The organism is Umezawaea endophytica, assembly GCF_025061645.1.
GTDB lineage: Bacteria > Actinomycetota > Actinomycetes > Mycobacteriales > Pseudonocardiaceae > Umezawaea > Umezawaea endophytica.
The window spans coordinates 233,721-259,433 of the sequence record NZ_JANYMP010000002.1; the positions used below are offsets into that span (position 1 = coordinate 233,721).

Below are 25,713 nucleotides of genomic sequence, written 5' to 3' on the forward strand. Positions count from 1 at the left end.
GCTCAGACAGCGTCGCACGTAGCTCTCGCTGAGTCACCTGGATGGTGGAAAAGTGCCAAAATCGCAACAGATTGTGACCATTTCTTCGGACTGATCGGTCTTCAGCTAGGCCGTTCGGTGTATTCCGGGTGAGCAAAAGGCGGATATTCCGACCGCGACCGTCTCACATCGATCATCGGATGACTCAGGGTAGTTGTGTCGTGAATTACCGCTCCGAAAGGCCATTCATCGGGTCACTGTGCGCTTTTGTTCACTCTCGTTCGAACGCTTTCCGCCCGTCACCCGAACGTGGGGGTGGAGCGGCGCTGTCACACTGGTCGGCGATCCGGGAGGTGTGATGTCCGAGCCGATCACCGCGGTACTGGTGCGGGCCGCCGAGTTCACCGCCTCCGGCAGGCCGCGCCAGGCGATCGACCTGCTGCGGCCCGCGGTGGCGGCGCACCCCCACCACGCCGAGGCGTGGTGCCGCCTGGCTGCCGCCCACCTGGACGCGGGCGAACCCGACCCGGCCCTGGTCGCGGCCAAGCGCGCCCTGGTCCTGGACGGCGACCAGTCCTGGGCCCAGCGCCTGGCGGCGCTCTCGCTCAGCGAACTGGGCAGGCAGGCCGAAGCCGTCGTGGCCGCCCGCGAGTCGGTGCGCCGCAAACCGGCGGACTGGCGGTGCCAGGTCGTGCTGTCGGAGGTGCTGGCGGTCGCCCCCGAGACCCGCGCCGAAGCCGTGCGGGTCGCCAAGCACGCCACCGGCCTGGCCCCCACCGAAGCCCGCGCCTTCCAGGTCCTGGGTGACGCCGCCCTCCGCGCCCGCGACTGGGGCACCGCCGAGTGGGCGTACCGGGCGGCGCTGAAGCTCGACCCGACCGACCAGGACGTCCGCGCCAACCTCGCCACCGCGCAGCAGCGCAGGAAGGCCCCGCGGCCCGGCACGGCCCCGCCCACCCCGGACGCGCTGGCCGCCGTGCAGACCTCCGGCTGGCAGGCGCTGACCCGTGTGGCTGCGGTGCTGGTGGGCGGTGAACTGCTGCTGCTCCTGTCGGGCATGCCCAGCCCCTCACCCCTGCTCGGCTGGTTCTCGGCCCTGCTGGTGGTAGTGGCGGCGGGCCTCATCGGCAAGACCGTGCTGTTCGCGGGCAAGGGCAACCGGCGGGCGGTCCTGCACCTACCGCGTCACCGCCCGAAACTCGCCTTCGTGCTCGGCCTGTTCGCCGTCTCGACGCTGCTGCTGGTCGGCTGGACGATCGCCGTCGCCTTCGGCGCCACGACGCTCCAGCCGGTCGTCATCGCCTGGATCACCGCGCTGATCGGCGGCGGCGTCGTCGTGCTGGGCGGCCACCACCGCTAGCGGCGGCCACCCCCACCAGCACCTCTGTAGCCTGGACCACCGGAGGGGAGGGTCATGACGAGGCGCGCGCTGTTGGCGGTCCTGGCGTTGATCGCCGGTTTCGCCGTGGTCGCCCTGCCCCAGTCCGACCAGCCGGACCAGCACACGGCCGCCGTGACGGCCCTGGTCCAGGCCGTCCACCTGCCCACCTCGACCACCAGGTCGAACCCGACGAACATCCAGCAGCAGGGTTTCATCGGCCACGCCCCGGTGGACCTCACCCACCGCGCCCGCCCGATCCGGCTGCGCGTCCTGATCGACGTCGCCCAGCGCGTCCACCGCGCCCCGGAGACCATCAGCAGCACCCCGCTGGGCGACCGCGCCCCGCCGGCGACCTCCGTGTAGCAGAGCCCACACCCGCTCCTGCCCGGAAGGCAACAACCCCATGCCGCGCACCCCAGCGCGGCGAGAACCGCTCGTCCGAGGACTCCTGTCCCTCGGCGTTCTCGCCGCGTCCGCTTTCCTGCTGCTCACCAGCCAGCCCCAACTCGGCCTCGACCTCCGGGGCGGGACCCAGATCGTCCTGGAGACGAAGGACTCACCCACCACGAAGGCCGACGGCGAGGCCACGGACCGCTCCATGGAGGTCCTCCGCCGGCGCGTCGACGAACTCGGTGTCGCCGAACCCGTCCTGGCGAGGTCCGGTGAACGCCGGATCCTCGTCGAGCTGCCGGGTGTGCAGGACCCCGCCGAAGCCCTCGAGGTCCTGGGCCGCACGGCGCAGCTCGCCGTGCACCCGGTCGTCGGCGCGGGCCAGCAAGCCGCCGAGAACCAGATCGCGCTGCCCAGCCCGGAAGGCGTCCCGCTGCTCCTCGGCCCCGCCGTCATGACCGGCGAGGAGATCAAGGGCGCCCAGTCGTCCGCGAGCCAGCGCGGCGCGGGCCACGAGGTCTCGATCGACTTCGGCGGCAACGGACCGAGCACCTGGCAGCGGATCACCGCGCAAGCCGCGTGCGAAGCACCGGGCGCCCCGACCCGGCAGATCGCGTTCGTGCTGGACAACAAGGTCGTGTCGTCCCCGCAGGTCGGCACGGACGTCCCGTGCGGCACCGGCATCATGGGCGGCACGACGCAGATCACCGGCTCGTTCAGTCAGGCCGAGGCCTCCGAACTGGCGCTGGTCGTCCGGTCCGGCGCACTGCCGGTCCCGGTGGAGGTGATCGAGCAGCGCACGGTCGGCGCGACCCTCGGCGCGGAGGCCATCGAGGCCAGCTCGTGGGCCGCGATCATCGGCATCTCGCTGACCGGCCTGTTCCTGATCGTCGTCTACCGGCTCGCGGGCCTGCTCGCGGTGGCCGCGCTCGTCGGGTACGCGGCCGTCGCCTACGCGGCGCTGCTCGCCATCGGCGCGACGCTGACGTTGCCCGGCCTGGCCGGGTTCGTGCTGGCGATCGGCATGGCGGTCGACGCGAACGTCCTGGTGTTCGAACGGGCCCGCGAGGAGTACGCGGCCAAGGGACCCCGGAGCGGACGGCTGCTGAAGTCCGTCCAGGGCGGGTTCCGCGGCGCGTTGAGCGCGGTCGCCGACTCGAACATCACCACGCTGCTGGCGGCCGGGCTGCTGTTCTGGGTGGCGACCGGGCCGGTCAAGGGCTTCGGCGTCACGCTGTCGATCGGTGTGCTGGCGTCGATGTTCAGCGCCCTGGTGCTTAGCCGGGTGCTGCTGGAACTGGTGCTGGGCAGCCGTTTCGTCGAACGCAGGCCGTGGCTGAGCGGTCTGCACACGCTGGGCCGGGTGCGGTCCTGGCTGGTCGAGCGGGGCGGGCAGCTCTTCCGCCGTCCCGTCCGCTGGCTGCTCGCCGCGGTCGCCGTGGCCGTGCTGTGCCTGTCCGGACTGGCCTTCCGGGGTCTCGACCTCGGCGTCGAGTTCACCGGCGGCCGGATGCTCGACTACACCGCCGCGCAGGCCGTCGACCCCGGCCGGGTGCGCGCGGCGCTCGCCGACGCGGGCTTCTCCGACGCCGTCGTGGCCACGTCCGGCGAGACCGGCGTGTCCGTGCGGGTCGGCCCGATCGACGAGGCCACGTCCGCGCGGCTCGGCACCGTCGTGGCGGGCGCGACCGGCGGCGCGGAGCAGGTCGGCAACGAGCTGATCGGCCCCAGCCTCGGCTCGGAGCTGCGGCGCAACGCCCTGATCGCGCTGGCCATCGCCGTCGCGGCGCAGCTCGGCTACCTGGCGGTCCGGTTCGACTGGCGGCTCGGTGTCGCCACGGTCGTCGCGCTGGTCACCGACGTCGTCGTGCTGGTCGGCCTGTTCGCCTGGCTCGGCAAGACCGCCGACGGCGTGTTCCTCGCGGCGCTGCTGACCGTGATCGGCTACTCGGTCAACGACTCGGTGGTGGTGTTCGACCGGGTCCGGGAACTCGCGCGGTCGCGCGGGAAACGGCCGTACGCGGAGGTCGTCAGCTCGGCGGTCCTGCAAACCGTGCCGCGCACGGTGAACACCGGCATCGGCGTGCTGTTCGTGCTCGCCGCGCTGCTGGTGCTCGGTGACGGGTCGCTGGCCGACTTCGCGACCGCGCTGCTCATCGGCCTGGTCGCGGGCACGGCGTCGACCGTGCTGACCGCCGCGCCCGTAGCGATCGTCCTGGAGGGGAAGTACCCCGGCACGAAGCGCGGCGCGCCCAAGCGCGCCAAGCCGAAGGTCCGCTCCGGTCACGGCGCGGTCGTCTGACGGCCGGCCGGCCGCACGGGATCCCGTGCGGCCGGTCCCGCCCAGGTGGACGTGTCGCGGGCTCGGTAGCAGACTTCCGGGATGACCTTCGCCGGGTATCAGAACGAGATCTACCTCCAGGGCCTCTCGGGCGGCGTGCCGCCGTTCACGACGGACCCCGACGGGCTGGAGGCCTCCGCGCGTGAACGGCTGGGACCTGGCCCGTTCTGGTACGTGGCGGGTGCCGCGGGGTCCGGGGCGACGGCGGCGGCGAACCGGGAGGCGTTCGACGACTGGCGGATCGTGCCGCGGATGCTGACCGACGCGACGACCCGCCACCTCGGCACGACCGTGCTCGGCACGGCGATGCCCGCTCCGGTACTGCTAGCACCCGTTGGCGTGCAGTCGATCCTGCACCCGGACGGCGAGCTGGCGACCGCCCGCGCCGCCGCCGAGCTGGGGGTGCCGATGATCCTGTCGACCGCGGCGTCGCACTCGCTGGAGGACGTCGCCGAGGCGGGCGGCGACTCGCCGCGCTGGTTCCAGCTCTACTGGCCGAACGACCCCGAGGTGTGCCTGAGCATCCTCGACCGCGCCAAGAAGGCCGGGTACACGGCGCTCGTCGTCACCCTGGACACGTGGACGCTCGCGTGGCGCCCGCACGACCTGGACCGCGCCTACCTGCCGTTCCTGCGCGCGGTCGGCACCGCGATCCCGTTCACCGACCCGGCGTTCCGCGCGGGACTGGAGAAGTCGCCGGAGGACGACCTGCCGATGGCGATCCTGCGCTGGGTGCACCTGTTCACCGGCACCGACAAGTCGTGGGACCAGGTGGCGTTCCTGCGGGAGAACTGGGACGGGCCGATCCTGCTCAAGGGCATCCAGCACGTCGACGACGCGCGCAAGGCCGTCGACGCGGGCGTGGAGGGCATCGTCGTGTCGAACCACGGTGGCAGGCAGGTCGACGGCGCGGTCGCGTCGCTCGAAGTACTGCCCGAGATCGCCGACGCGGTGGGTGAGCAGGTCGACGTGCTGTTCGACTCCGGCATCCGGACGGGTGCGGACATCGTGAAGGCCGTCGCGCTCGGGGCGAAGGCCGTGCTCGTCGGCAGGCCGTTCGCCTACGGCCTCGCGCACGGCGGCCAGGTCGGCGTCCGGCACGTGCTCCGCAGCCTGCTCGCCGACTTCGACCTCACCCTCGGCCTGTCCGGGCACCGCAGCCCGGCGGAGCTGAACCGGGACGCGCTGCGGGCCAGGCGCTGACGTCCGATTCCTGCAAGACCGCGGCGTGGTGCCGTGCCTAGGGTGGCTCGCATGATCGAAGAAGCCCGGTCCTTCCTCTGGCACCACGCCCGCGTCCTGGAGCAGCGGCGGTTCGAGTTCCTGTTCGACGGCGGTCCCGTCGAGCCGGTGCTGCACGCCCTGCTGGCCTACCGCAACGCCGACGGCGGGTTCGGCCACGCGCTCGAACCCGACGGGCGTGGGCCGAACAGCCAGCCGCTGCACGTGTTCAGCGCGTTGAGCAGGCTCGACGAACTCGGGCTCGGTGGCTCCCAGCACGCGCTGGACGCGTGCGACTACCTGACGACGGTGACGTTCCCGGACGGCGGGGTGCCGACCGGCGTCAAGGCTTCCGAGCACCACCCGCACTCGCCGTGGTGGGCCATCGAGGACGCCGGTTCGCTGCTGCCGACCGCGCTCATCTCCGGCCTGCTGCACAAGAACGAGGTCGACCACCCGTGGCTCACCGCCGCCACCGGGTTCTGCTGGGACCGGATCGAGGCGCTCACCAAGACCCACCCGTACGAGGCGAACGCCGCCGCCCGGTTCCTCGACCACGTCCCGGACCGCGAGCGGGCCGAAGCGCAGATGGCCCGCGTCGGCGGGCTGGTCCGCGACCAGCGGCTGGTCGACCTCGGCGAGCCGATCGAGGCCGTCGAGGGCTACTCGGCCGGTGAGGTGCACCAGCCGACCGACTACGCGCCCGAACCGTCCTCCCTCGCCCGGAAGTGGTTCAGCGACGCCGAATTCGACCGCGCGCTGGACGAGGTCGCCGCCGGGCAGCAGGACGACGGCGGCTGGACGTTCGCCTGGCCGAGCTGGACGCCGGGCACGAAGTACGAGTGGGGCCCGATCGTGACGATCGAGAACCTGGTGCTGCTGAAGGCCTACGGGCGGCTACCGGCCGAGTAGCACGCCCAGCGGCACGCCCGCCAGGTCCTTCACCTCGCGCGAGAGGTGGGCCTGGTCGGCGTAGCCCGCGCGGTGGGCGATCTCGGCGAACGGCACCCCGGCCCACGCCAGGCCCATCGCGCGGTCGAAGCGCAGCACCCGCGCCAACACCTTCGGGCCGTAGCCGAACGCCGCCAGCGACCGCCGGTGCAACTGCCGGGCGCCGATGCCGAGCCGGTCCGCCACCTCGGGCACGCGGTGGTCCCGCACGGCCGCCACGACGGCGCCCAGCGCCGGATCCGGCGGCGTCTCGCGGAGCCTGCGCCCCGCGGCGTCCACCAGCACGGCGCACGGGTCGGTCGCGGCGTTCAGCTCGTCGACCAGGCGGTCGGCGCTCGGCCACAGGTCGGCGAGCGGCACCCGCAGGTCGCGCAGCACGTGCGCGGGCACGCCGAACGCGGCCGGACCGACACCGGGCTTGAAGCGCACGGCGAACAGGGTGCTCGACGACCCCGCGCCCACCTTCGCGCAGGTGTCCGGCCCGGCGACGAACAGCTCGTTCGCGTCGCGCGACCAGATGATGTCCGTGCAGCCATCCGGTACGACTCGGCTGGGCCCCGCCCCGGACGACGTCTTCGTCCAGGCCAGTCCGAGGCCGCCGAGCGCGGGCCGTTCCTCGTAGCTCACGGGCGGACCAGGGTCGCTCTCGCGATGCCCGGTTCGCGACCGAGCCGCGCTTCGACCCCGCCACCGGGCCGCCACACCCCGCTGCCGCCGAACGCGTCGTAGCCGCCGGTGCGGCCGGTGTACTGGGCGAGGACGACCCACATGCCCAGCCCGGCCGCAGCGGTCGCCTGGTCGACCAGCCGCTGCTCGGTGCCCTCCTCGAACAGGGCGCTCACCAGGTACACGTCCGCGCCGCCCTCGCGCACGGCCTCCGCGTGCTCCGGCACGGCCGCGTCGTAGCAGACGGCGACGCCGAACCGCCAGTCGTCGACCTCCAGCACCAGGTGGTGGTCACCGGCGACGAACAGCTCGTTCTCGACGCCGTGCAGGTGCTTCTTCCCGTAGTGGCCCAGCACCTCCCCGGTCGGCCCGACGACGAGCGTCGCCACCAGCGGACCGTCCGGTGTGGACAGGGGAGCGCCGATGAGCGCGTACACCTCGTCGGTGCGGCACACCTGGCGGATCGGGTCGAGCCGACCGTCCTCCTCGGTGATCGGGGACAGCGGGTCCAGCTCGTACCCGGTGAGGGACAGCTCGGGGAACACGCACACGTCCGAGGCCGCCTCGGAGATCAGCCGCGCGTGCTCGACGGCGTTGCGCTCGACGTCGAGCGCGATCGGGGTGGTCTGGATCGCCGCTACGCGCATGCCGCCACGGTAGCGGTGGCGGGTGGCGGGCCGCACGCGACGACGGCCCGCCACCCGCTCCCGTCAGGTGCCGAAGCGCACCCAGTTCACGCTCACGTACGGCGAGGGCTGGCCGCTGGTGAAGGTGACGTAGACGTCGTGCGTGCCGGTCACCCCGGACATGTTCGCCGGGACCGTGCGCCAGCTCTGCCAGCCGCCGGTGTTGGCGACCGCGAAGCTGCCCACGACCGCGCCGGTCGGGCTGTCGATCCGCGCCTCGACCAGTCCGCTGATCCCGGCACCGGCCCCGGACGCCACCCTGGCGGTGAACTGCGTGGCCGTGGTGCCGCCGAAGCGGACGCCGGAGAAGCGCAGCGAACCGCCGTTGGCGAGCTGGCCGACGTCCTGGCCGCCGCCGGTGTCCGAGGTCGTCTCGATCGTGCCGCCGCTGCGGGAGGTCGCGCTCTCGGCCTGCATCTGGCTGTAGGCGTCGAAACCGCTGCCGCCCGGCGGGGTCGTCGTCGTGGTGGTCGGAGGTGTCGTGCCGCCGCCCGCGGTGTAGACGGCGACGTAGTCGACGACCATCGAGTGGCCGGGGACCGTCGCGGCCGTGGGCGTCGGGCCCGCGAGCGCGTCGGGGAACGCGCCGCCGATGGCCAGGTTCAGCAGGATGAAGTAGCCCGCGTGGTTGGTCATGTTCGCCCACGTGTCCGCGGGTAGCTGGTTCTGCGTGACGCTGTGGAACTGCTGGCCGTCGACGTACCAGCGGAACGCCTGCGGGCTGGTGCTCTGGTCCCACTCGAACCGGTAGGTGTGGAACGCGGACTGGCAGCTCGATCCGGGGCACGCCCGGTTCGCGCCGATGCCGGTGGTCTCGTTGCACGGCCCGCCGGGGTTCACGCCGCAGTGCAGGACGCCCCAGACGGAGTTGATCCCGTTGACGTTCTCCATGATGTCGAACTCGCCGATGCCGGGCCAGTTCCAGTAGTTGCCGCGGTACGGCGCTCCCAGCGCCCAGAACGCGGGCCAGTAGCCGAGTGCGGCGTTGCCCGTGACGTTCGGCATCTGGATGCGGGCTTCCATGGCGACCTTGCCGCCGGACGGTGGCCGGAAGTTCGCGCGCTGCGTCTCGATGCGGGCCGACGTCCAGTTGTTGGAGCCGTCGCGCAGGGCGGTGATGCGCAGGTTCCCGGCGCCGTCGAGCTTCAGGTTGTTGGGGCTGTTGGTGTAGTTCTGGACCTCACCGGTGCCCCAGTTGGCCGGGCCGCCGGGGTAGGCGTGGCCGAGGTCGACGATCCAGTTCGCCGACGAGGGCGGGGAGCCGCTGGTGCCGTTGAAGTCGTCGCCCCAGGCCAGGGTCCAGCCTGCCGGGGGCGTGGGGATGGACGCGTTGGCCGTGGCGACCAGCGTGATCGGGATGGCGGCGAGCAGCGCGGCGGCGGCTGCGAGGAGTCGACGTCTGCGACCGGTGATGAGCTCCATGCGCGGGTGACCTCCTTGTCACTCGGGTGGTGCTGGTCACCATGAGAGCGCTCTCACCCGGACCGGGCAAGCAGCCGAACGGCCCAACACCTACTTGGCGTCCGCGTAGCTGCTGATCGCGACGGCCTTGAGCGGGAACCGGACGGGCGTGTCACCGAACACCAGCCGCGACGCCTCCGCGCCCGCCGCCGTGATCTCCTCGCGCACCACCTCCGCCACCTCGGCCGGGCAGTGCACCAGCACCTCGTCGTGCACGAAGAACACCAGGTGAGCGCCCGGAGCCCGCTGGTGCAACCGCCGCCGCAACGCCCCCAGCAGCGCCGCCGTCCAGTCCGCCGCGCTCGCCTGGACGACGAAGTTGCGGGTGAACCTGCCCCAGTCCCGCGCGGCCCGCCGCGACCTCCGCTGGGCGTCCTCGCCACCGTCGGTGTTCCCGGTGATGTCGTGCCACGCCTCCGACGGCGTGGGACTCGTCCGCCCCAGCCTGGACCGCACCATCCGGCCCTGCTCGCCCGCCTGCGCCGCCGCCTCGACGTACCCGACCGCGACCGGGAACCGGCGGCGCAGCACGGCCAGCGCGGGCACGGCCTCGCCGCTCGTGCCCCCGTACATCGCCGACAGCATCGCGATCTTGGCCCGACCCCGGTCGCCGTCGAACGCGTCCCCGGCCAGGTTCGTGTACAGGTCGTCGTCGCCCGCCACCTCGGCCAGCTCGCGGTCGTTCGACAGCGCCGCCAGCACCCGCGGCTCCAGTTGCGCCGCGTCCGCGGCCACCAGCAGCCAGCCGGGATCGGCGCGAACCGCGGTGCGCAGCGTGCGGGGGAGTTGCAGCGCCGCGCCGCCGTTCGTCGCCCACCGCCCCGACACCACGCCGCCGACCACGTAGTCCGGCCGGAACCGCCCGTCCGCGACCCACTGCTCGATCCACGACCACCCGTGCGCCACGTAGAGCCGCGACAGCTCCTTGTACTCCATGATCGGCTCGACCGCGGGGTGGTCGACCTCCCTGATCACCCACGCGCGCGCCGACGGGACGTCGATGCCCTCCCGCCCGAACGCCTTCACGATGCTCGCCGGGTTGTCCGGGTTGATCGGCTTCCCGTGGAACGCCAGTGAGATCCGGTCGCTCAGGTCGGCCAGCTTGCGCGGCTTGGCCCCCGGACGCGGCCTGGGACCGAGCATCTCCTCCAGCAGGTCCTGGTGGACGTCCACCCTCCACGGCAGACCGAAGTGCGTCATCTCCGCCGCCGCCAGCGCGCTGGCCGACTCGGCGGCGACCAGCAGCCGGAGCCGGTCCGCGTGCCCCAGCGCCGCGAGGGTCCGCTGCTGTTCCGCGTGGACGGCGACGACGGCTTCCAGCGGGTCGGCGTCGCCGGGCAGCCGTTCCTGCTCGGGTTCGAACAGGGTCGGCTGCGAGTCCTTCTTGCGCGGCCCGTGGTCCTCGGGGACGGGCAGACCCCTGAGCCGCGCCACCGCCGCCGCGAAGTGCCGGGGCTCCCGGTGCCTGCCCTGGTAGGCCAGCAGCAGGCCCTCGACCAGCCACAGGTCGAGGCAGCGTTCCACCCGGACACCCCGTGCCAGCAGGTCCGGGTACACCTCGGTGGTGTGGGCCCAGATCCACCGCGGGCGGAACGCCGCCTCCATCTCCGCGACGGCTCTGCTCAGGTCGTCAGCGGCCTGAACAGGCCCTTCGGGCACGCCGGAGTCCGACAACGGCTGGAACCTGCCGCTGTTCTCGCCTTCGGACACCACCGCGACCAGCACAACCGTGATTGTGCGTCACAGGTCCGACAGAAACATGGCCGCTCCTCCGGAGACGGCGGCTCGGCCGCCAGGAGTCGGCCTCGCGGAACTCACTGCCGCAGGTGTGCCAGGAGGAACTCGGCCGTGTCGCCGATGGCCTTCAGCTCGTTCGCCCGGTTGGTGAACCCGTGGCCCTCGTCGTCGTAGACGTCGTACCGCACGTCCACCCCGCGTTCGCGCAGCGCCGCCACGATCTGGTCGCTCTCCGCCTTGACGACGCGTGGGTCGTTGGCCCCCTGGATCACGAACAGCGGTGCCTTGATGGCGTCGACGTAGGTGATCGGCGAGCGTTCCAGGAGGAAGTCCGCCTCGGTGTCCGGGTCGCCGAGCAGGTCCACCATCTCGATCCGCCACGTCTCCGGGACCGACCGCGCCAGTGTCAGCAGGTTCGACGGTCCGACCATCGAGACCCCCGCCGCCCACAGGTCCGGCAGCCTGGACAGGCACGACAGGGTCGCGAAGCCGCCGTAGGACGCGCCCCAGACGCCGATGCGCTCGGGGTCCACCCAGTCGAGGCCGCGCAGGGACTCCACCGCGTGCTCGAAGTCGCCCAGTTCGGCGCCGCCGAAGTCGCGCAGGACGAGGCCCTGGTAGGTCTTGCCGTACCCGGTGGAACCGCGGACGTTCGGCGCGAGCACCGCGACCCCCTGCGACAGCAGGTACTGGTAGAGCCCGGCGTAGTTGTAGGACGGCCGCTCCTGCGCCTCCGGACCGCCGTGGATCGACACGACCACGCCCCGGACGCCGTCGCCGTGCGGGCGGTAGAGCCACGCCGGGACCTCGCGGCCGTCGTGGGTCGGGTAGCGGACCAGTGCGGGCTCCACGAACGCGACGGCCACCTCCGGCGCGCTGTCCGTCAGGTAGCTCAGGGTGCGGGTGGCCAGGTCCAGCGCCACCACCTCGGTCGGCCTGGTGCCGGTGGTCAGCAGGAACGCCACCAGGTCCCCGGCGATCGTCAACGACCCGATCACACCCGCGGGCAGTTCGGGCAGGACCAGCAGCTCGTCGTCGCGCCGCACCAGCAGCCGGGACACGCCGTCCTCGTTCACCGTCCACGCCGTCGTCGTGCCGGACGTCGCCACCTGCTCCACGTCCCAGGCGGGGGTCACCAGATCGGTGATCGCGCCCGTCGACAGCGAGTACCGGCCGAGCGTGAGGAACTCGCCCGCCGTGTTGTGCCGCACGTGGAAGCCCGACGAGTCCGCCGTCCACGGGCCGGGCTGGTGCAGCCGCCTGCCCTCGTGCGCGGTGAGGAGCCGCAGCGGCGCGTTCGGCTCGTGCAGGTCCGCCAGCAGGAGGTCGTTGTCCGCTTGGCTGTGGAAGCCCGAGGCGAGCAGCCACCGCCCGTCCGGCGACACGGACGCGGCGTGCAGCTCCGTGCCGGGAGTGGTCTCGAACCGCGTGACCACGCCGGTGTCCAGGTCCTGGACCAGCAGGTCTTGCAGCGCCGCGTCGCGGTCGTTCCCCGCGTAGACCACGGCCCGGCCGTCCGGGGTGAAGGGCGCGACCGGGACGGCGTCGTCGAGGGTGGTGCCGAGCACGTGCTGGCGGTCCGACGTGTCGGTCAGCGCCCTGGGCTGGCCGCCGTCGGCGTCGACCAGGTAGAGCTGGAACTGCTCGTTGCCCTGGAAGTCGGCGGTGTACAGCAGGGACTTCCCGTCCGGCGACCAGGCGATCTGGCGGACCGAGTTGTGCTCGTGGTCCGTGAGCTTGCGGGCCTCGCCACCGGAAACCGGTGCCACGTAGAGGTTGTGCTGCCCGTCCGGGTTGGCCGCGTAGGCGACGGACCTCCCGTCCGGCGACGGCGCGATGTTGGAGCGGAACCGCTGCTTCGGTGCGAAGTCCTGTGGTTCAGCCATTTTCTCCCCCTGGTAGTGGAAGTCGGAGCGGGATCATCGAGGCCGAGATGTCGACCGGGGCGGTGCCGGGGCGGCGGTTGGACACCACGCCGCGGTCCAGGTAGCGCTCGGCCACCGCGTGCAGCGCGTCGCGCAGCTCGACGACCTCGGCGGCGGTCAGGTGCAGCACGGCGTGGAAGTCCGAAGCCGCACCCTGCCACTCGGCCGGGTAGTCCTCCCTGGTGCGCCACCACTCCGCCTGCTGGTGCCCGCGCCGCACCTGGCGGAGTTCGTCCAGCGCGCGCAGCGCCGTCAAGCCCTCCTCGTCCAGTTCGCGCGACACGATGCGCGTGTCCTGCTCCACGAGCCGCCACGGCCGCTGCCTGCCGACCCCGCCCTCGGCCTCCTCGACGAAACCGTGCCTGGCCAGCAGGCGCAGGTGGAACGAGCAGTTCGAGGGGGTGGTGCCGAGTTCGGCCGCCGCCTCGGTCGCGGTCAGCGCGCCCTCCCTGGCGAGCAGCTCGGTGATCCGCACGCGGAGCGGGTGGCTCAACGCGCGGAGGTCACGCGCGTCCGTGAGCTGACGCCGTTCGAAAGACATGTTTCGAAAGTAGTGTTGCGATACCGCGCGGGTCAACGCGGAAACCCGTGGTTGGTGCCAATGGCCTCACGGGGGAGTGCACTATGGCGCAGTGGAACGGAATCGCGGCGCCTCCTACCGACTCGACCCCCCGCCGAACGGCACGGCGGTGGTCGGCGCGGACACAGGGCCCGGCGGTCTGCTGGACGCGCGCAACGAGGTCGTCCCCTTCCACGGCCGGATCCGCGAACTGGGCGCGCTGACCCGCTGGCGGGACGACCCGGCACGGATGGCGACCCTGCTGCTGCACGGCGTCGCGGGGGTCGGGAAGACCAGGCTGGCCAACAAGTTCGTCGTCGACAGCCGCGCCGCGGGGTGGACGGTGCTGGTGGCCCGGCACGGTGAGGGCTCCGCCGACCTGCGCCCCGCCGCCAGTTCCACCCGGCTGCTGGTGGTCGTCGACGACGCCGACCGGTGGCCGTGGGCGGACCTGCGCGACCTGCTGCGGGAACCGTGGCAGCGCACGTCCGCCGAGAGCCGGGTGCTGCTGCTGTCCCGGCTCGCGGGCTGGTGGTGGTCGTCGACCCGGCAGCGCGGAGCCGAAATCGGGCACGTGATGACGGACCTGCCGCTGGTGGACCGGCCGGAGGAGCACGCGGAGCAGTACGCGGTGGCCTGCTCGACGTTCGCGAGGACGCTCGGGGTGGACCGGCCGTCGGCCGAGCCGCGGCACGCGGACACGACGTTCGACGTGCACATGGCGGCGCTCGCGTTCGTGCTCGGCGCGGCGCCGGGGTCCGGGCGCTCCGACCTGGTGCGGCACCTGATGAGCCGGGACGGCGTTCCGGTCGGGTCGCCCAGGCTGGGTGAGGACTTCCTGGCGGTCGCGCTGCTGGACCCCCGGATCGAAGCCGAGGTGTCCGCCGCCGGGTTGGGCACGCTGGTGCAGGCCGCTCGGCGGTGGCCGCACCTGCGGAAGCGGGCCGAGGCCCTGTTCACGGCCGATCCCGAACTCGCGCGCACGGCCAGCGCGTCGACCCTGCTGGCGCTGGTGGAGATGTCGTCGATCCCGCTGCTGCGGGCCATCGCCCCGCACGTGTTCGACGAGCAGCGGCTGACCGGGGACGTGCTGCCCGCGGTGCTGACCCGTCGGTTGGTCGAGCACGCCGTCGCCGTCGGGTCGGACCCGTTGGAGCACGCCGAGCTGTACGGGATGCTGGGGGCTCGGGCCGCGCTCGCCTCGTTGCGGGACGAGGCACTGGTCGCCGCTCACCGTGAAGTCGGGCTGTACCGGGAACTCGCCGTGGACGACGAGACCGAGCACCGGCCGGCGCTCGCGGAAGCGTTGGGGGACCTGGGACTCCGGTTCGTCGCCGTCGGGGAGCCCGGTGAGGCGCTGCTCGCGGCGCGGGAGTCGGTGGCGCTGTGCGAGGAGGTCGTGGGCGAGGACCCGGAGCGCACGCCGCAGTTGGCCGCCGCGTTCGAGCAACTCGCCCAGCGGTGCACGGCCCTGGGGCTGCGCGAGGAAGCCGTGGAGGCGATCGGGAGGGCCACGGCGCTGTACCAGGGGTTGGCGGTGGCCAGTCCGGGGCTGTTCCGGCTCGACTTCGCGAAAGCCGGGCACCAGTTGGCCGTTCGGCTGTTCGACGTGGGCCGGACCTCGGAGGCGTCGGAGGTCGCCGAGCGGACCGTCGAGGCCTGGCGCGTCGTCGCGGAGGCCGATCCGCGGTTCGAACCGGACTTCGCCCGCACCCTCGCCCAGATCGGGATGGTGTTGCGCAGCAACGACCTGCGCGCCGAGGCCGTGGAGGTGGTCGAGGAGTCCATCGTGGTGCTGCGGCGGCTCGTCGCCGTGAACCCGCGGGGTTTCGAGCCGGACCTGGCCGTGGCGTTGACGTCCTGCTCGTCGCTGCTGCTGGAGGCGGACCGGCGGGTCGACGCCGTCCGGTTCGCGGAGGAGGCGGTGGCTGTTCGGCGGCGGGTCGCCGAGTCCGGGCTGCCGGGGCACCAGGCGTCGCTGGCCGCCGCGCTGTGCCACCTCGTGGAGACGTCCGACCGGTTCGAGGACCGGCTCGCCGCGGCCGAGGAGGCCGTTGACCTGCTGCGCCGCACCGGCGGGCACCGCGTCGACCTCGCGGTGGCGTGGGCGACGCTGGCCGGGGTGCTGCTCTACGACCGGCGCGACTACGAGGCCCACCGGGCCGTGGACGAGGTGCTGCTGATCGTCCGGCTGCTCCCGCGGCAGGCGCTGGTCGTCGACGGGCCTCGGGTCACGCGGGCGGTGGTGGCGCTGTCGGACGAGCTGTCCGCCGTCCGGCACCACGGGAAGGCCGTGGAACTGGCCGAGTTGGTGGTGGTGCTGTGGCGCGACCTCACCGACCCGGCCGCCCACCTGTACGCCCTGCACCGCCTCGCACTCGCGCTCGGCCAAGCCCGTCGGCACGACGAGGCCCGCGACGTGGCGCACACGGCCGTCGTCCTCTGGCACCTGCTCCGCACCCCGGAGAACCTGGCGGCGGACATCGGCTACTCCGAGGCGCTCGCCACCTACGCCAGGCTCTGCGCCGCCACCGGTACCGCCCTCGAACACGCCCTCGACGCCGCCCACCGCGCGGTGCGGGTCGCCCGCACGGCGAACACCTCGCCAGCGGGCCTGACCCGCGCCCTGACCGCTGTGGACCTCGTCCTGGACGCCGTGGCCACGCCGTCCTGACGGGCGTCAGCGACCCGTGGTGCCGTCGAGCCGCTCCCGGAGGATGTCGGCGTGCCCGGCGTGCCTGGCGGTTTCGCTCGTCATGTGGGCGAGGACCCACCGGAGCGTGTGCCGCGTACCGTCGACCGGCACGGCGAAGCGCGCGTCCGGATCGCCCGCGGCGAGGATCGCGCGGTCGCTGCCCTCGATCGCCTCGCGGTAGTCCCGCAGCACGTCCTCGGCGGCGCGGTCGGCGGGGACGGCCATGCCGAGCTCCCCGTCCCCGGTCCACGCGGCCCCGGCGAGGTGGTGGCCGAACCAGTAGCGCTCGGCCTCGGCCAGGTGCTGGACCAGCCCCAGGACGGAGGTGCCGCTGTCGACCAGGGCGCGGCGCGACTGCTCGTCGGTCAGGCCGTCCGCCTTCTTCAGCACGCAGTGCCGGGCGAAGGACAGGAACGCCAGCGCCGTGTCGAGTTCGCCCGAGTCGACCCGTGGCACAGGTTCCCGCTGGGTTTCCGCCATGCCGCAGGGTAGCGCGGAACCGTTGTGGCGCTGAGGACTCAGGGGGACGGCGTGATCACGGCACTGCGCACCTGGGCCATCACCGTGGTCAGCGCGGCGCGCAGCGGGTCGATGTTCCGGCGCGTTTGCGTCAGCAGGATGCCGCCCTGCAACGCCGCCAGCAGCGCCAGCGCGAGCGCGTCGGGATCGGCGTCCGGACGGAGTTCGCCGCGGGCGCGCATGGCCCGCAGCCCCCGCCTGAGCGGGGCTTCCCAGCGCGCGAACGCCTGCACGAGCTGAATCCGGACCCCCTCGGAGGTCTCGGCGAGTTCGCTGGCGAGGCTGCCGAGTTCGCAGCCCCCGACGAAGTCCCGCTCGATCTGGGTGGTGATCGCGTTGCGGCACCACCTCTCCAGCTTCTCGACGCTGTCGGGGTCCGCCGGTTCGGCCGGTTCGGCGAGGCCCGCGTGGAACTCGATGACGGCCGCGACGAGCGCGGCCTTGTCCGAGAAGTAGTGGTACACCTGCGAAGTGCTGACCTGGGCCTCGGCCATGACGTCCTGGATCGTCGTGCCCGCGACACCGCGGGCCATGATCACCCGCGCCGCCGTCTCGACGATCCGGTCGCGGGTGGCGCGGCCTCGGCTGGTCAGGTTCTTCTCACCGGTCGACACGGTCGGCGACGGTAGCACGGACTGGAATTGACATTCCATTTTTGCCTGCGGAAACTCCGGAGCAGCAGCCGATCAGGGCTGTTCCGCCTACCGGACAACGGAGAACCGCCATGCCCAGCACCCAGTCCGACGCGCTCCGGGACCTCATGACGCGGATGACGGAGCGCACCACCGCCAACCCGGCGATGGGTCTCCCGGAGTTGCGCGACATGGTGGACGGACTGTCCACCATGGCCGGTGAACCGACCGGGGTCACCTACGAGGAGGTGGTCGCGGGCGATCGTCCGGCGCTCTGGTGCAACCCCGTGGGAGCCGTGGACGACCGCGTCGTCCTGTACTTCCACGGCGGCGGGTTCCTGGGCAACTCCGCTAGCAGCCACCGCAAGCTGGCCGCGCACCTGGCGAAGGCCGCCGGGATCCGCGCGCTCGTGGTCGAGTTCCGGCTCGCGCCCGAGCACCCCTTTCCGGCCCAGCTCGACGACGCCGTCGCCGCCTACGGGTGGTTGCTGGACAACGGTTTCGAGGCCGGGAACATCGCCACCGCGGGTGACTCGGCAGGGGGGAACCTGGCCACCGGCACGGTGTTGAGGCTCCGCGACGAGGGCAGGCCCGTTCCGGCCGCGATCGTGGCGATGTCGCCGTGGTACGACCTGGAGGCCGCGGAGGGGACGCTCGACACGAACGCCGCGAAGGACGCCTTCCTGAACCGACCGCTGATCCAGGCCATGGCGGGCATGTACCTCGGTGCGGACGGCTCCCCGCGGGACCCCCTCGCGAACCCCCTGCGCTCCGACCCGACCGGGCTGCCGCCGGTGTACCTCAGCGCGGGCGGTGACGAGGGGCTGCTCGACAACGCCCAGCGCTTCGCCGAACTGGCCCGCGCCGCGGGGGTCGACGTGACCCTGGAGGTGGTGCCGGGGATGCAGCACGTCCACACGACGATGGCAGGCCGCGCCCCCGAGGCGGACCGGACGCTGGCCGCCATCGCGACCTGGCTCCGCCCGCTGCTCGGCCTTGGCTAGCACGGGAAACGGCGGGCACCGCTCCCGCGACGCCCGCCGTCAACCGAACCCGAACCGCCCTACCGCGGCTCTGGTCAGCCGGTCGTCACCAGCGACCGGAGGAAGAACGCCACGTTGGCCGGGCGTTCGGCCAGCCTGCGCATGAAGTAGCCGTACCACTCGTCGCCGTACGGCAGGTAGACGCGCATGGTGTTGCCCGCCGCCGCGATCCGCTTCTGCTCCTCCGGGCGGATGCCGTAGAGCATCTGGAACTCGTAGCCGTCGAGCGGCCTCGTGCCTGCCAGGTCGGCGGCGATGGCGATCATCCTGGGGTCGTGCGAGGCGACCATCGGGTAGCCCTCGCCCGCCATGAGGACCTTCAGGCAGCGCACGTACGAGAGGTCGACGTCGGCCTTGTCCTGGAACGCCACCGAAGCGGGCTCCTGGTACGCGCCCTTGCACAACCGCACCCGCGACCCGGCGTGGGCGAGGTCGCGGCAGTCCTGCTCGGTGCGCTTCAGGTAGGCCTGGAGCACCGCGCCGACCCACGGGAAGTCCACCCGCAGCTCGCGCAGCACGTCCAGGGTGGAGTCCGTGGTGGTGTGGTCCTCCATGTCCAGCGTGACCGTCGTGCCGACGGCCTCGGCCGCCGAGCAGATCCGCCTGGCGTTCTCCAGCGCGATCTTCTCGCCGTCCTCCGCCAGGGACCGGCCCACGGCGGAGAGCTTGACCGACACCTCGGCCCGGTCCGCGTAGCCCGCGGTGTCCAACCTGGACAGCAGCTCCCCGTACGCGGCGACGGTGGCGTCCGCCTGCTCCGCGTCCAGGGTGTCCTCGCCGAGGTGGTCGAGCGTCACGGTGCGGCCGTCGGCCACCAGCGCGCCGGTGGCGCGGATCGCCGCGTCCACGTCCTCGCCCGCGATGAAGCGGTCCACGACCGGGCGCGTGAACGGCGTGCTCTCCACGAGCTTGCGCGCGCCGGTCGAGCGGGCGGCGGCCAGGAGGGTGGAGCGGAGCATGGCGGTTCTCCCTCAGCCCTGGTGCGGGTGGCGGTACGAGGTCGGAGCCACGAAGGTCTCCTTGATGGAACGGGGGCTGACCCAGCGGAGCAGGTTGTGGATCGAACCCGCCTTGTCGTTCGTGCCCGACGCCCTGCCGCCGCCGAACGGCTGCTGGCCGACGACCGCGCCGGTCGGCTTGTCGTTGACGTAGAAGTTGCCCGCCGCGAAGCGGAGCTCCTGCTGGGCGTGGGCGATGGCGCCGCGGTCGCGCGCGATGATCGAGCCGGTGAGGGCGTACGGGGACGCGCTCTCCATCTGGCGCAGCACCTTGTCGTAGTCGGCGTCGTCGTAGACGTGCACCGCCAGCACCGGGCCGAAGTACTCGGTGGTGAACACCTCGTGCGCCGGGTCCGTGCCGAGCAGGACGGTCGGCTGGACGAAGAAGCCGACGCCGTCGTCGGCCGTGCCGCCCGCGACGACCTCCAGCGAGTCCGTGCCGCGCGCCGCCGTCAGCACGCCGGAGAGCTTGTCGAACGAGCGGCGGTCGATGACCGCGCCCATGAAGTTGTCGAAGTCGGTCACGTCGCCGACGGTCAGCGCGGCCACGTCGGCGAGGAACGCGTCCTTCATCCGGGCCCACACCGAGCGGGGCACGTAGGCGCGGGACGCCGCCGAGCACTTCTGGCCCTGGTATTCGAAGGCGCCGCGGACCAGCGCGGTGCGCAGCACGTCGACGTCGGCCGACGGGTGGGCGAGCACGAAGTCCTTGCCGCCGGTCTCGCCGACGATCCGCGGGTAGCTCCGGTAGTTCGCGATGTTCGCGCCGACCTGGCCCCAGAGGTGCTGGAACGTCTTGGTGGAGCCGGTGAAGTGGATGCCCGCGAGGTCCGGGGACGCGAGCGCCACGTCGGACACGGCGATGCCGTCGCCGGGCAGCAGGTTGATGACGCCCGGCGGCAGGCCCGCCTCCTCGAGCAGGCGCATGGTGAGCTGCGCGGCGAAGCTCTGGGTGGGGGACGGCTTCCACAGCACCACGTTGCCCATCAGCGCGGGCGCGGTGGGCAGGTTGGCCGCGATGGCGGTGAAGTTGAACGGCGTGATCGCGTAGACGAAGCCTTCGAGCGGCCGGTGGTCGGTGCGGTTCCACACGCCCGCGGAGCTGGTGGGCTGCTCGGCCAGCAGCGTGCGGCCGAACGCGACGTTGTAGCGCCAGAAGTCGGCCAGCTCGCAGGCGGCGTCGATCTCGGCCTGGATGGCGGTCTTCGACTGGCCCAGCATGGTGGCGGCGTTGATGGTCGACCGCCACGGCCCGACGAGCAGGTCGGCCGCGCGCAGCAGGATCGCGGCGCGGTCGTCGTAGGACAGCGCCCGCCACGCGGGGGCGGCGGCGCGGGCCGCGGCGATGGCGGCCTCGGTGTCCTGGTGGGTCGCGCTGGTGAAGGTGCCGAGCACGGCGCGGTGGTTGTGCGGCTGCACGACGTCGAACTTCGGGCCGCCTCCCGCCCGCTGCTCGCCGCCGATGGTCAGGGTCCCCTCGAGCGGCTCCTTGACCAGCTCGACGAGCTTCGCTTGCAGCTCAGCGCGCTCCGGCGAACCGGGGGCGTACTGCAAGACCGGCTCGTTCACCGGCGACGGAACCCTGGTCACAGCGTCCACGAGCAGCTCCTCCACAACAGCGGATGTCCCCTCCAACGGTAGGTCTCGGAGACCGTCCGACCTTTGTTCGACTGGCTAATATCGGGGTACCCATTTGGCTGAACGGACAAAGATGAGCCTCCAGGACGTGCTGATCGCGCTCGGTGACCCGCTGGTCGAGCTCCAGGTCGCGCCGAAGGGCCTCGACGTGGACGTGCTGGACGTCGTGATCCTGGACCCGGACGACGTCCCCGACGTCCGGCCGGGTGACCTGGCGCTGGTCATCGGCGCGCGCGGCCGGGCGGCGGTGCCGCTGGTGCGGGCCGCGCGCCGGGCCGCCGCGGTGGTGGTGAAGGCGGACGGGGTGCTGTCGCCGCTGCTCAGGCAGGCCGCGCTGGACGCGGGCGTGGCGCTCGTCGCCGTGCGCCCCGAAGTGCGGTGGGAGCACCTGGAGTCGCTGGTCAGGGGCGTTCTGGTCAGTCCGGCGGCGGGTGGTGAGGTGCTCGGCGACCTGTTCGCGCTGGCCCAGACGATCGCCGCGCTGACCGGCGGCATCGTGAGCATCGAGGACACCTCCAGCCGGGTGCTCGCGTACTCGCGGTCCAGCGACGAGGTCGACGAGCTGCGGCGGCTGTCGATCCTCGGCAGGCAGGGACCGGAGCCGTACCTGAAGATGCTTCGCGACTGGGGCGTCTACCAGCTCCTCCGGTCCGGCGAGGAGGTCGTGCGCATCGACGAGCGGCCGGAACTCGGGATCCGGCGGCGGATCGCCATCGGCATCCACGCGGGCACCACTCCACTGGGCACGATCTGGGTCCAGGAAGGTGACGCACCGCTGACCGAGCAGGCCGAACGGGCGCTGCTCGGAGCGGCCCGCGTGACCGCCCTGCACCTCGTCCAACGCCGCAACGAGCCGACGGTGGCGTTCCGCGAGAACCTGCTGGCGTCCCTGCTGGACGGTCGGACGGACGCCGAGTCGGTGGCCGGGCAGATCGGCGCGGACCCCGGCAAACCCGCGGCCGTCGTCGTGTTCGCCTCGCACGACGAGTCAGCCGACCGCACCGAGGCCGAACTCCGGCGGTCCGAGCTGACCGGCCTGATCTCCGTGCACGCGGCGGCGTACCGGCGCAGCGCGCTCGTGACGCAGGTCGGCGCGCGCACCTACGCGCTGCTGCCCGACCTGCCGCCCGGAGCCCAACTCCTGAGCCTCACCAAGGAGATCGTCGCCGCCGCGCACAAGCACATCGGCCTCGGCGTCCGCGCGGCCGTCGGCTCGACGGTGCCCACCCTGGACGAGGCGGGGACGTCGCGGCAGGAGGCGGACCGGGTGCTCGACGCGATGGACCGCGACCTGGACGTCGACGTGGCGACCCTGGACGACGTCCGGTCCCGCGTGCTCATCGGCGAGACCCTCGCCCTGCTCGCCGAGCACCCGCGCATCCGCGACCCCCGGTTGGCGGAGCTGGACGGGGAGCTCGCGAGGTCCGTCCTCGCCTACCTCGACGCGTTCGGCGACGTCCGGTCGGCGGCGAAGCTCCTGCACGTCCACCCGAACACGCTCCGTTACCGCGTGCGGCGGGCGGCCGAGGTCTCCGGGGTCGATCTGGGCGACCCGTTGCAGCGCCTGTTCGCCCAACTGCAACTGAGGTTGGGCTGAGGTTCTCCTCATGCTTTACCCGATTCTTGCGACGCCCCTCTACTCTGCGGGAAGGGGGCACATCGAAAGGAAACCGGGCTGTTGACCGTCGACGCGGCAGGCAAGCGGGGCAGCGACTTCGCTGAGCTGTCCCGGACCATCAAGCAGGCGGGTCTCCTCGACCGCCGGATCGGTTACTACACGTTCCGGCTGGCGGGCAACGCGCTGGCGCTCGCGCTCGCCGTGACCGCCTTCGTGGTGGTCGGCAACTCGTGGTGGCAACTGGCCGTCGCGGTCGTGATGGGTGTGGTGTTCACCCAGTTGGCCTTCACCGGCCACGACGCGGGCCACCGCCAGATCTTCCAGAGCCGGAAGGGCAACGACCTCGTCGGCCTGGTTCACGGGAACCTCCTGACAGGTGTCAGCTACGGCTGGTGGATCGGCAAGCACAACCGCCACCACGCGAACCCGAACCACATCGACGAGGACCCGGACGTCGACATCTCCGTGCTCGCCTTCACCTCCGAGCAGTCGCTCACGAAGAAGGGGATCTTCCGCTTCATCACGAAGCACCAGGCGATCTTCTTCTTCCCGCTGCTCCTGCTCGAAGGCTTCAGCCTGCACGTCATCAGCGTCAACGCCGTGTTCCGCCGCCAGGTCAAGGGCTGGGCGCTGGAGGCGGCACTGCTGGCCGTGCACTTCGTCGGCTACCTCGCCGCGGTGTTCCTGGTCATGTCACCGCTCAAGGGCGTCCTCTTCATCCTCGTCCACCAGGGGATCTTCGGCCTGTACATGGGCGTCTCGTTCGCCCCGAACCACAAGGGCATGCCGGTCCTGACCGACGAGCACCAGTTCGACTTCCTGCGCAAGCAGGTGTTGACCTCCCGCAACGTCAACGGCAACTGGTTCACCGACCTGGCGCTCGGCGGCCTGAACTACCAGATCGAGCACCACCTGTTCCCGAGCATGCCGCGGCCGAACCTGCGCCGCGCGCAGGCGCTGGTGCACGACTTCTGCGAGCAGCACTCGATCTCCTACGCCAAGTGCGGCCTGTTCAGGTCGTACGGCTACGTGCTCCAGCACCTGCACGAGGCGGGCGCGCCGCTGCGCGGTGCAGCCAAGCTCGCTCGATCAGCGTCCAGGTAGTCGTGGTCAGCAGGTAGATCCCGGCCGCCAGGGGCAGCACGGCGGCCATCAGCACCGTGCCGAACGGCAGGTACCGCAGAACCCGCGTCAACGGGGTCTGCGGTACCCCGTTCCGCTCGGCCATCATCGCCGACCAGCGCACGCTGCCGAGGGCGACCAGCGCCAGCGCGGCGAACAGCCCGAGGAACACGGGCGTGTGCCCGAACCCGGTCAGCCACCCCGTTCCGAGCGGCGCGCCGAGGAACGTCGAGTCGAGCAGCGGGTTCGGCGTGGTGACCAGCCGGTACACGACCATGAAGAACGGGATCTGGGCGAACATCGGCAGGAACCCGGCGAACATCGACGTCCCGGAGTCCTGATAGAGCTTCATGGTGGCTTCCTGGAGCTTCACGACGTCCTTGCCGTGCTTCTCCTGGAGCTTCCGCACCTCCGGCGCGAGGGCGTTCCTGGCCTTCTCGGCCCGGACGGCCGACCGGGTCAGCGGGTGCGTGAGGAGTCGGATGAGGATGGTGAACAGGACGATGGCGGCGGCGGGCGCGACGAACCCGGCCAGGGCAGAGCCCAGCGAGTAGAACAAGGGAGCACTCCGTCAGTTCGAGCGGAAAACCGGACTAGGCAGCGAGAACGCTGCGTCCGGGCGCTCGGGGACGGGGGCGGCCCGCCGCGTCGGGGTCGCGCAGGCGCAGGAAGGCCGTGCGCATCGCCTTCTCGCGCAACGACAGCGAGCGGGTCCACGCGGGCGCGGCCCGCGGGACGACGGGACCGGCCACCAGCAGCAGCACGACGGCCAGCGCGGTGATCGCGGCCAGCAGTTCGGTGGGCTGGGTGAAGAGGGTGACCGCGTACAGGGCCGGGAACAGCATGACGAGCAGCAGTTGCAGCCGCTGCCGTTTCGTCATGGCGCCACTGTACCGACTCAGAGCACCAGGGCGGGGCGATCCGGGTGGTCGTAGCGGAGCAGCACGTCGGCGGCGGGGTCGTAGCCGTCGTACGCGGGCAGCGTCCACCGCTGCTCGGCGGACGTCTTGCGGTCCAGCGCGCCCGCGGAGAGCCACAGGTGCACGGTCAGCTCGGCGGGCAGGCCGCGGTCGAGCAGCAGCGTGCCGTCCAGCAGCAGGACCCCGCCCTCGCCCAGCGTCACGTAGGACGCGCGGCTGGCCCGGTCCGCGGCCGCGTCCCACAGCGACGGCAGCACCTTGCCGGAGCCTCCCGGCTCCAACGGGGTCAGCACCTCGCGCAGCAGGCCGCCCGCGTCGAGCCAGTCGTCGCGGAACGCGTCCGGGTCGGTGCGGCCGTGCTCCAGGCGGACGGAGGCGGGCCGCAGGAAGTCGGCGGCCGACACCCGCAGCACCGGACGGCCGCGAGCCCTCAGCGGGTCGACCAGCGCGTCGGCCAGCGAGCCGGGCGCGGCGGGTGCGGCGCCGTCCACGACCACGCGGGTCCACCCGGCGCGGGGGAGGGCGTCGATCCGCTCGACCAGTTCGGCGACGAGGGTCTCGGGTGTCAGCGATCGGACCTTCACGGCTGCGGGTAGTCCTCCCAGCCGTCGGGCAGGGTCGGCACGGGCCAGTCCGGGTCGGGTTCCCACGAGGCCCACGCGGGGTCCCACCACGTCGTGCCCGCGGTGAGCATCGCCTCGATCTCCTTGCCCTGCCGTCGAACCCGCTCGGCCAGCTCCGCCGAGTACTTGCCCTCGACCACCTGCCGCTCGAAGTCCTCCCGGTCCCGCTCGACCCACGGCCCGTCCGCGGGCGCCCAGTAGTCCAGTTCGTGGTCGAGCGTGTCGAACCCCAGCGGCGTCCGCCGGTACGGGTCCTGGAGGTTCAGGTACCACCCGTGGAACCGGCGCGACGGCCCCTCCCAGTACAGGTCGACGGAGTAGGCGTCGTCCGGCCGGTGCATCTGGAGCTTCCCGTGCCCGCGCCAGGTCGCGTTCCCCGCGAGCTGCTTCTCGTGCGGCCACGGGTGCGGCGGGTAGCCGAACCTCGTTCCCGGCACCAGGAACACGACCAGCAGGTCCGGCTCGTCCACGACCACCCGCGACGGCGTCACCACCCACGGAGCGCCGTGCAGGACCTCGCGACGCAGAACCGTGGCCCCCGGTTGGAAATACCCCATGCGCCCAGCCTAGAGGGGTGGATACGCCCATCCGGTCCTGGTGCAACAGGT

The 25,713-nt window shown here is 72.3% G+C and carries 23 protein-coding genes; 9 read left to right on the plus strand and 14 right to left on the minus strand.

The features are described 5' to 3' along the window. The first annotated feature begins 337 nt into the window (after positions 1–337). The 5 genes from NZH93_RS49560 to NZH93_RS04665 all read left to right on the plus strand — a co-directional run bounded on the left by NZH93_RS49560 (position 338) and on the right by NZH93_RS04665 (position 6,224). Positions 338–1,339 (plus strand): tetratricopeptide repeat protein, encoded by a 1,002-nt coding sequence (locus NZH93_RS49560; RefSeq protein WP_276022783.1) that lies wholly within the window; start codon positions 338–340, stop codon positions 1,337–1,339. A 54-nt stretch (positions 1,340–1,393) separates the two neighbouring features. Next, complete coding sequence (locus NZH93_RS04650) at positions 1,394–1,723, plus strand: hypothetical protein (RefSeq protein ID WP_259621646.1); 330 nt, start codon at positions 1,394–1,396, stop codon at positions 1,721–1,723. Positions 1,724–1,763: 40 nt separating this feature from the next. After that, positions 1,764–4,052 carry a protein translocase subunit SecD gene (secD, locus tag NZH93_RS04655; RefSeq protein ID WP_259621647.1) on the plus strand — a complete coding sequence of 763 codons (2,289 nt, stop codon included), beginning with the start codon at positions 1,764–1,766 and terminating at the stop codon, positions 4,050–4,052. An 81-nt stretch (positions 4,053–4,133) separates the two neighbouring features. Then, a complete protein-coding gene (locus tag NZH93_RS04660) occupies positions 4,134–5,294 on the plus strand; it encodes a lactate 2-monooxygenase (RefSeq protein ID WP_259621648.1) in 1,161 nt (386 codons plus the stop codon). 51 nt (positions 5,295–5,345) lie between these two features. Continuing rightward, positions 5,346–6,224, plus strand: a complete 879-nt coding sequence (locus NZH93_RS04665) for a hypothetical protein (protein WP_259621649.1) — start codon at positions 5,346–5,348, stop codon at positions 6,222–6,224. Here the strand turns inward: NZH93_RS04665 and NZH93_RS04670 are convergent. From NZH93_RS04670 to NZH93_RS04695, 6 genes are all read right to left on the minus strand, one after another. Beyond that, positions 6,210–6,890: a helix-turn-helix domain-containing protein gene (locus NZH93_RS04670; protein WP_259621650.1), complete on the minus strand. Its 681-nt coding sequence runs from the start codon at positions 6,888–6,890 to the stop codon at positions 6,210–6,212. The genes NZH93_RS04665 and NZH93_RS04670 overlap by 15 nt on opposite strands. Then, entirely contained in the window at positions 6,887–7,576 is a 690-nt protein-coding gene (locus NZH93_RS04675; RefSeq protein WP_259621651.1) for a carbon-nitrogen hydrolase family protein, read from the minus strand. The genes NZH93_RS04670 and NZH93_RS04675 overlap by 4 nt, the downstream gene beginning before the upstream one ends. Before the next feature lie 63 nt (positions 7,577–7,639). Next, on the minus strand, positions 7,640–9,037 hold the full coding sequence (locus NZH93_RS04680) for a carbohydrate-binding protein (RefSeq protein WP_259621652.1): 1,398 nt from the start codon (positions 9,035–9,037) through the stop codon (positions 7,640–7,642). A 90-nt stretch (positions 9,038–9,127) separates the two neighbouring features. After that, positions 9,128–10,801 carry a bifunctional 3'-5' exonuclease/DNA polymerase gene (locus NZH93_RS04685; protein WP_259621653.1) on the minus strand — a complete coding sequence of 558 codons (1,674 nt, stop codon included), beginning with the start codon at positions 10,799–10,801 and terminating at the stop codon, positions 9,128–9,130. 89 nt (positions 10,802–10,890) lie between these two features. Then, a complete protein-coding gene (locus tag NZH93_RS04690; protein WP_259621654.1) occupies positions 10,891–12,699 on the minus strand; it encodes a S9 family peptidase in 1,809 nt (602 codons plus the stop codon). Continuing rightward, positions 12,692–13,279, minus strand: a complete 588-nt coding sequence (locus NZH93_RS04695; RefSeq protein WP_259621655.1) for an ArsR/SmtB family transcription factor — start codon at positions 13,277–13,279, stop codon at positions 12,692–12,694. Before NZH93_RS04695 ends, NZH93_RS04690 begins: the two co-directional genes overlap by 8 nt. Before the next feature lie 91 nt (positions 13,280–13,370). On the opposite strand from NZH93_RS04695, the gene NZH93_RS50520 reads away from it, so the two are divergent. After that, the gene (locus NZH93_RS50520) at positions 13,371–15,971 is read left to right on the plus strand and encodes a tetratricopeptide repeat protein (protein WP_259621656.1); all 2,601 of its coding nucleotides are present in this window, start codon (positions 13,371–13,373) and stop codon (positions 15,969–15,971) included. A 6-nt stretch (positions 15,972–15,977) separates the two neighbouring features. Here NZH93_RS50520 and NZH93_RS04705 read toward each other — a convergent pair whose 3' ends face one another. Together NZH93_RS04705 and NZH93_RS04710 are read right to left on the minus strand one after the other, a co-directional pair. Continuing rightward, on the minus strand, positions 15,978–16,472 hold the full coding sequence (locus NZH93_RS04705; protein WP_259621657.1) for a DinB family protein: 495 nt from the start codon (positions 16,470–16,472) through the stop codon (positions 15,978–15,980). A 38-nt stretch (positions 16,473–16,510) separates the two neighbouring features. Next, complete coding sequence (locus NZH93_RS04710) at positions 16,511–17,125, minus strand: TetR/AcrR family transcriptional regulator (RefSeq protein WP_259621658.1); 615 nt, start codon at positions 17,123–17,125, stop codon at positions 16,511–16,513. A 110-nt stretch (positions 17,126–17,235) separates the two neighbouring features. Between NZH93_RS04710 and NZH93_RS04715 the strand changes: the two genes are divergently transcribed. Beyond that, positions 17,236–18,147: an alpha/beta hydrolase gene (locus NZH93_RS04715; RefSeq protein WP_259621659.1), complete on the plus strand. Its 912-nt coding sequence runs from the start codon at positions 17,236–17,238 to the stop codon at positions 18,145–18,147. A gap of 74 nt (positions 18,148–18,221) precedes the next feature. Here NZH93_RS04715 and NZH93_RS04720 read toward each other — a convergent pair whose 3' ends face one another. Beyond that, positions 18,222–19,145 (minus strand): proline dehydrogenase family protein, encoded by a 924-nt coding sequence (locus tag NZH93_RS04720; protein WP_259621660.1) that lies wholly within the window; start codon positions 19,143–19,145, stop codon positions 18,222–18,224. 12 nt (positions 19,146–19,157) lie between these two features. Further along, positions 19,158–20,783 carry an L-glutamate gamma-semialdehyde dehydrogenase gene (gene pruA, locus NZH93_RS04725; protein ID WP_259621661.1) on the minus strand — a complete coding sequence of 542 codons (1,626 nt, stop codon included), beginning with the start codon at positions 20,781–20,783 and terminating at the stop codon, positions 19,158–19,160. Positions 20,784–20,895: 112 nt separating this feature from the next. Here pruA and NZH93_RS04730 point away from each other — a divergent pair, with 112 nt between their 5' ends. Together NZH93_RS04730 and NZH93_RS04735 are read left to right on the plus strand one after the other, a co-directional pair. Further along, positions 20,896–22,419 (plus strand): PucR family transcriptional regulator, encoded by a 1,524-nt coding sequence (locus NZH93_RS04730; RefSeq protein WP_259621662.1) that lies wholly within the window; start codon positions 20,896–20,898, stop codon positions 22,417–22,419. Positions 22,420–22,497: 78 nt separating this feature from the next. Beyond that, the gene (locus NZH93_RS04735; protein ID WP_372506588.1) at positions 22,498–23,544 is read left to right on the plus strand and encodes a fatty acid desaturase family protein; all 1,047 of its coding nucleotides are present in this window, start codon (positions 22,498–22,500) and stop codon (positions 23,542–23,544) included. On the opposite strand, the gene NZH93_RS04740 is transcribed toward NZH93_RS04735, so the two are convergent. From NZH93_RS04740 to NZH93_RS04755, 4 genes are read right to left on the minus strand one after another with little or no spacing between them, the layout of a single operon-like run. Continuing rightward, positions 23,453–24,121, minus strand: a complete 669-nt coding sequence (locus NZH93_RS04740; RefSeq protein WP_259621664.1) for a YidC/Oxa1 family membrane protein insertase — start codon at positions 24,119–24,121, stop codon at positions 23,453–23,455. The genes NZH93_RS04735 and NZH93_RS04740 overlap by 92 nt on opposite strands. Positions 24,122–24,155: 34 nt before the next feature. Beyond that, on the minus strand, positions 24,156–24,443 hold the full coding sequence (locus tag NZH93_RS04745) for a DUF6412 domain-containing protein (protein ID WP_259621665.1): 288 nt from the start codon (positions 24,441–24,443) through the stop codon (positions 24,156–24,158). 17 nt (positions 24,444–24,460) lie between these two features. After that, on the minus strand, positions 24,461–25,066 hold the full coding sequence (locus tag NZH93_RS04750) for a nucleoside/nucleotide kinase family protein (RefSeq protein WP_259621666.1): 606 nt from the start codon (positions 25,064–25,066) through the stop codon (positions 24,461–24,463). Then, positions 25,063–25,662, minus strand: coding sequence for a ribonuclease FAU-1 family protein (locus tag NZH93_RS04755; protein WP_259621667.1), 600 nt, complete (start codon positions 25,660–25,662; stop codon positions 25,063–25,065). The genes NZH93_RS04750 and NZH93_RS04755 overlap by 4 nt, the downstream gene beginning before the upstream one ends. Positions 25,663–25,713: the final 51 nt, after the last annotated feature.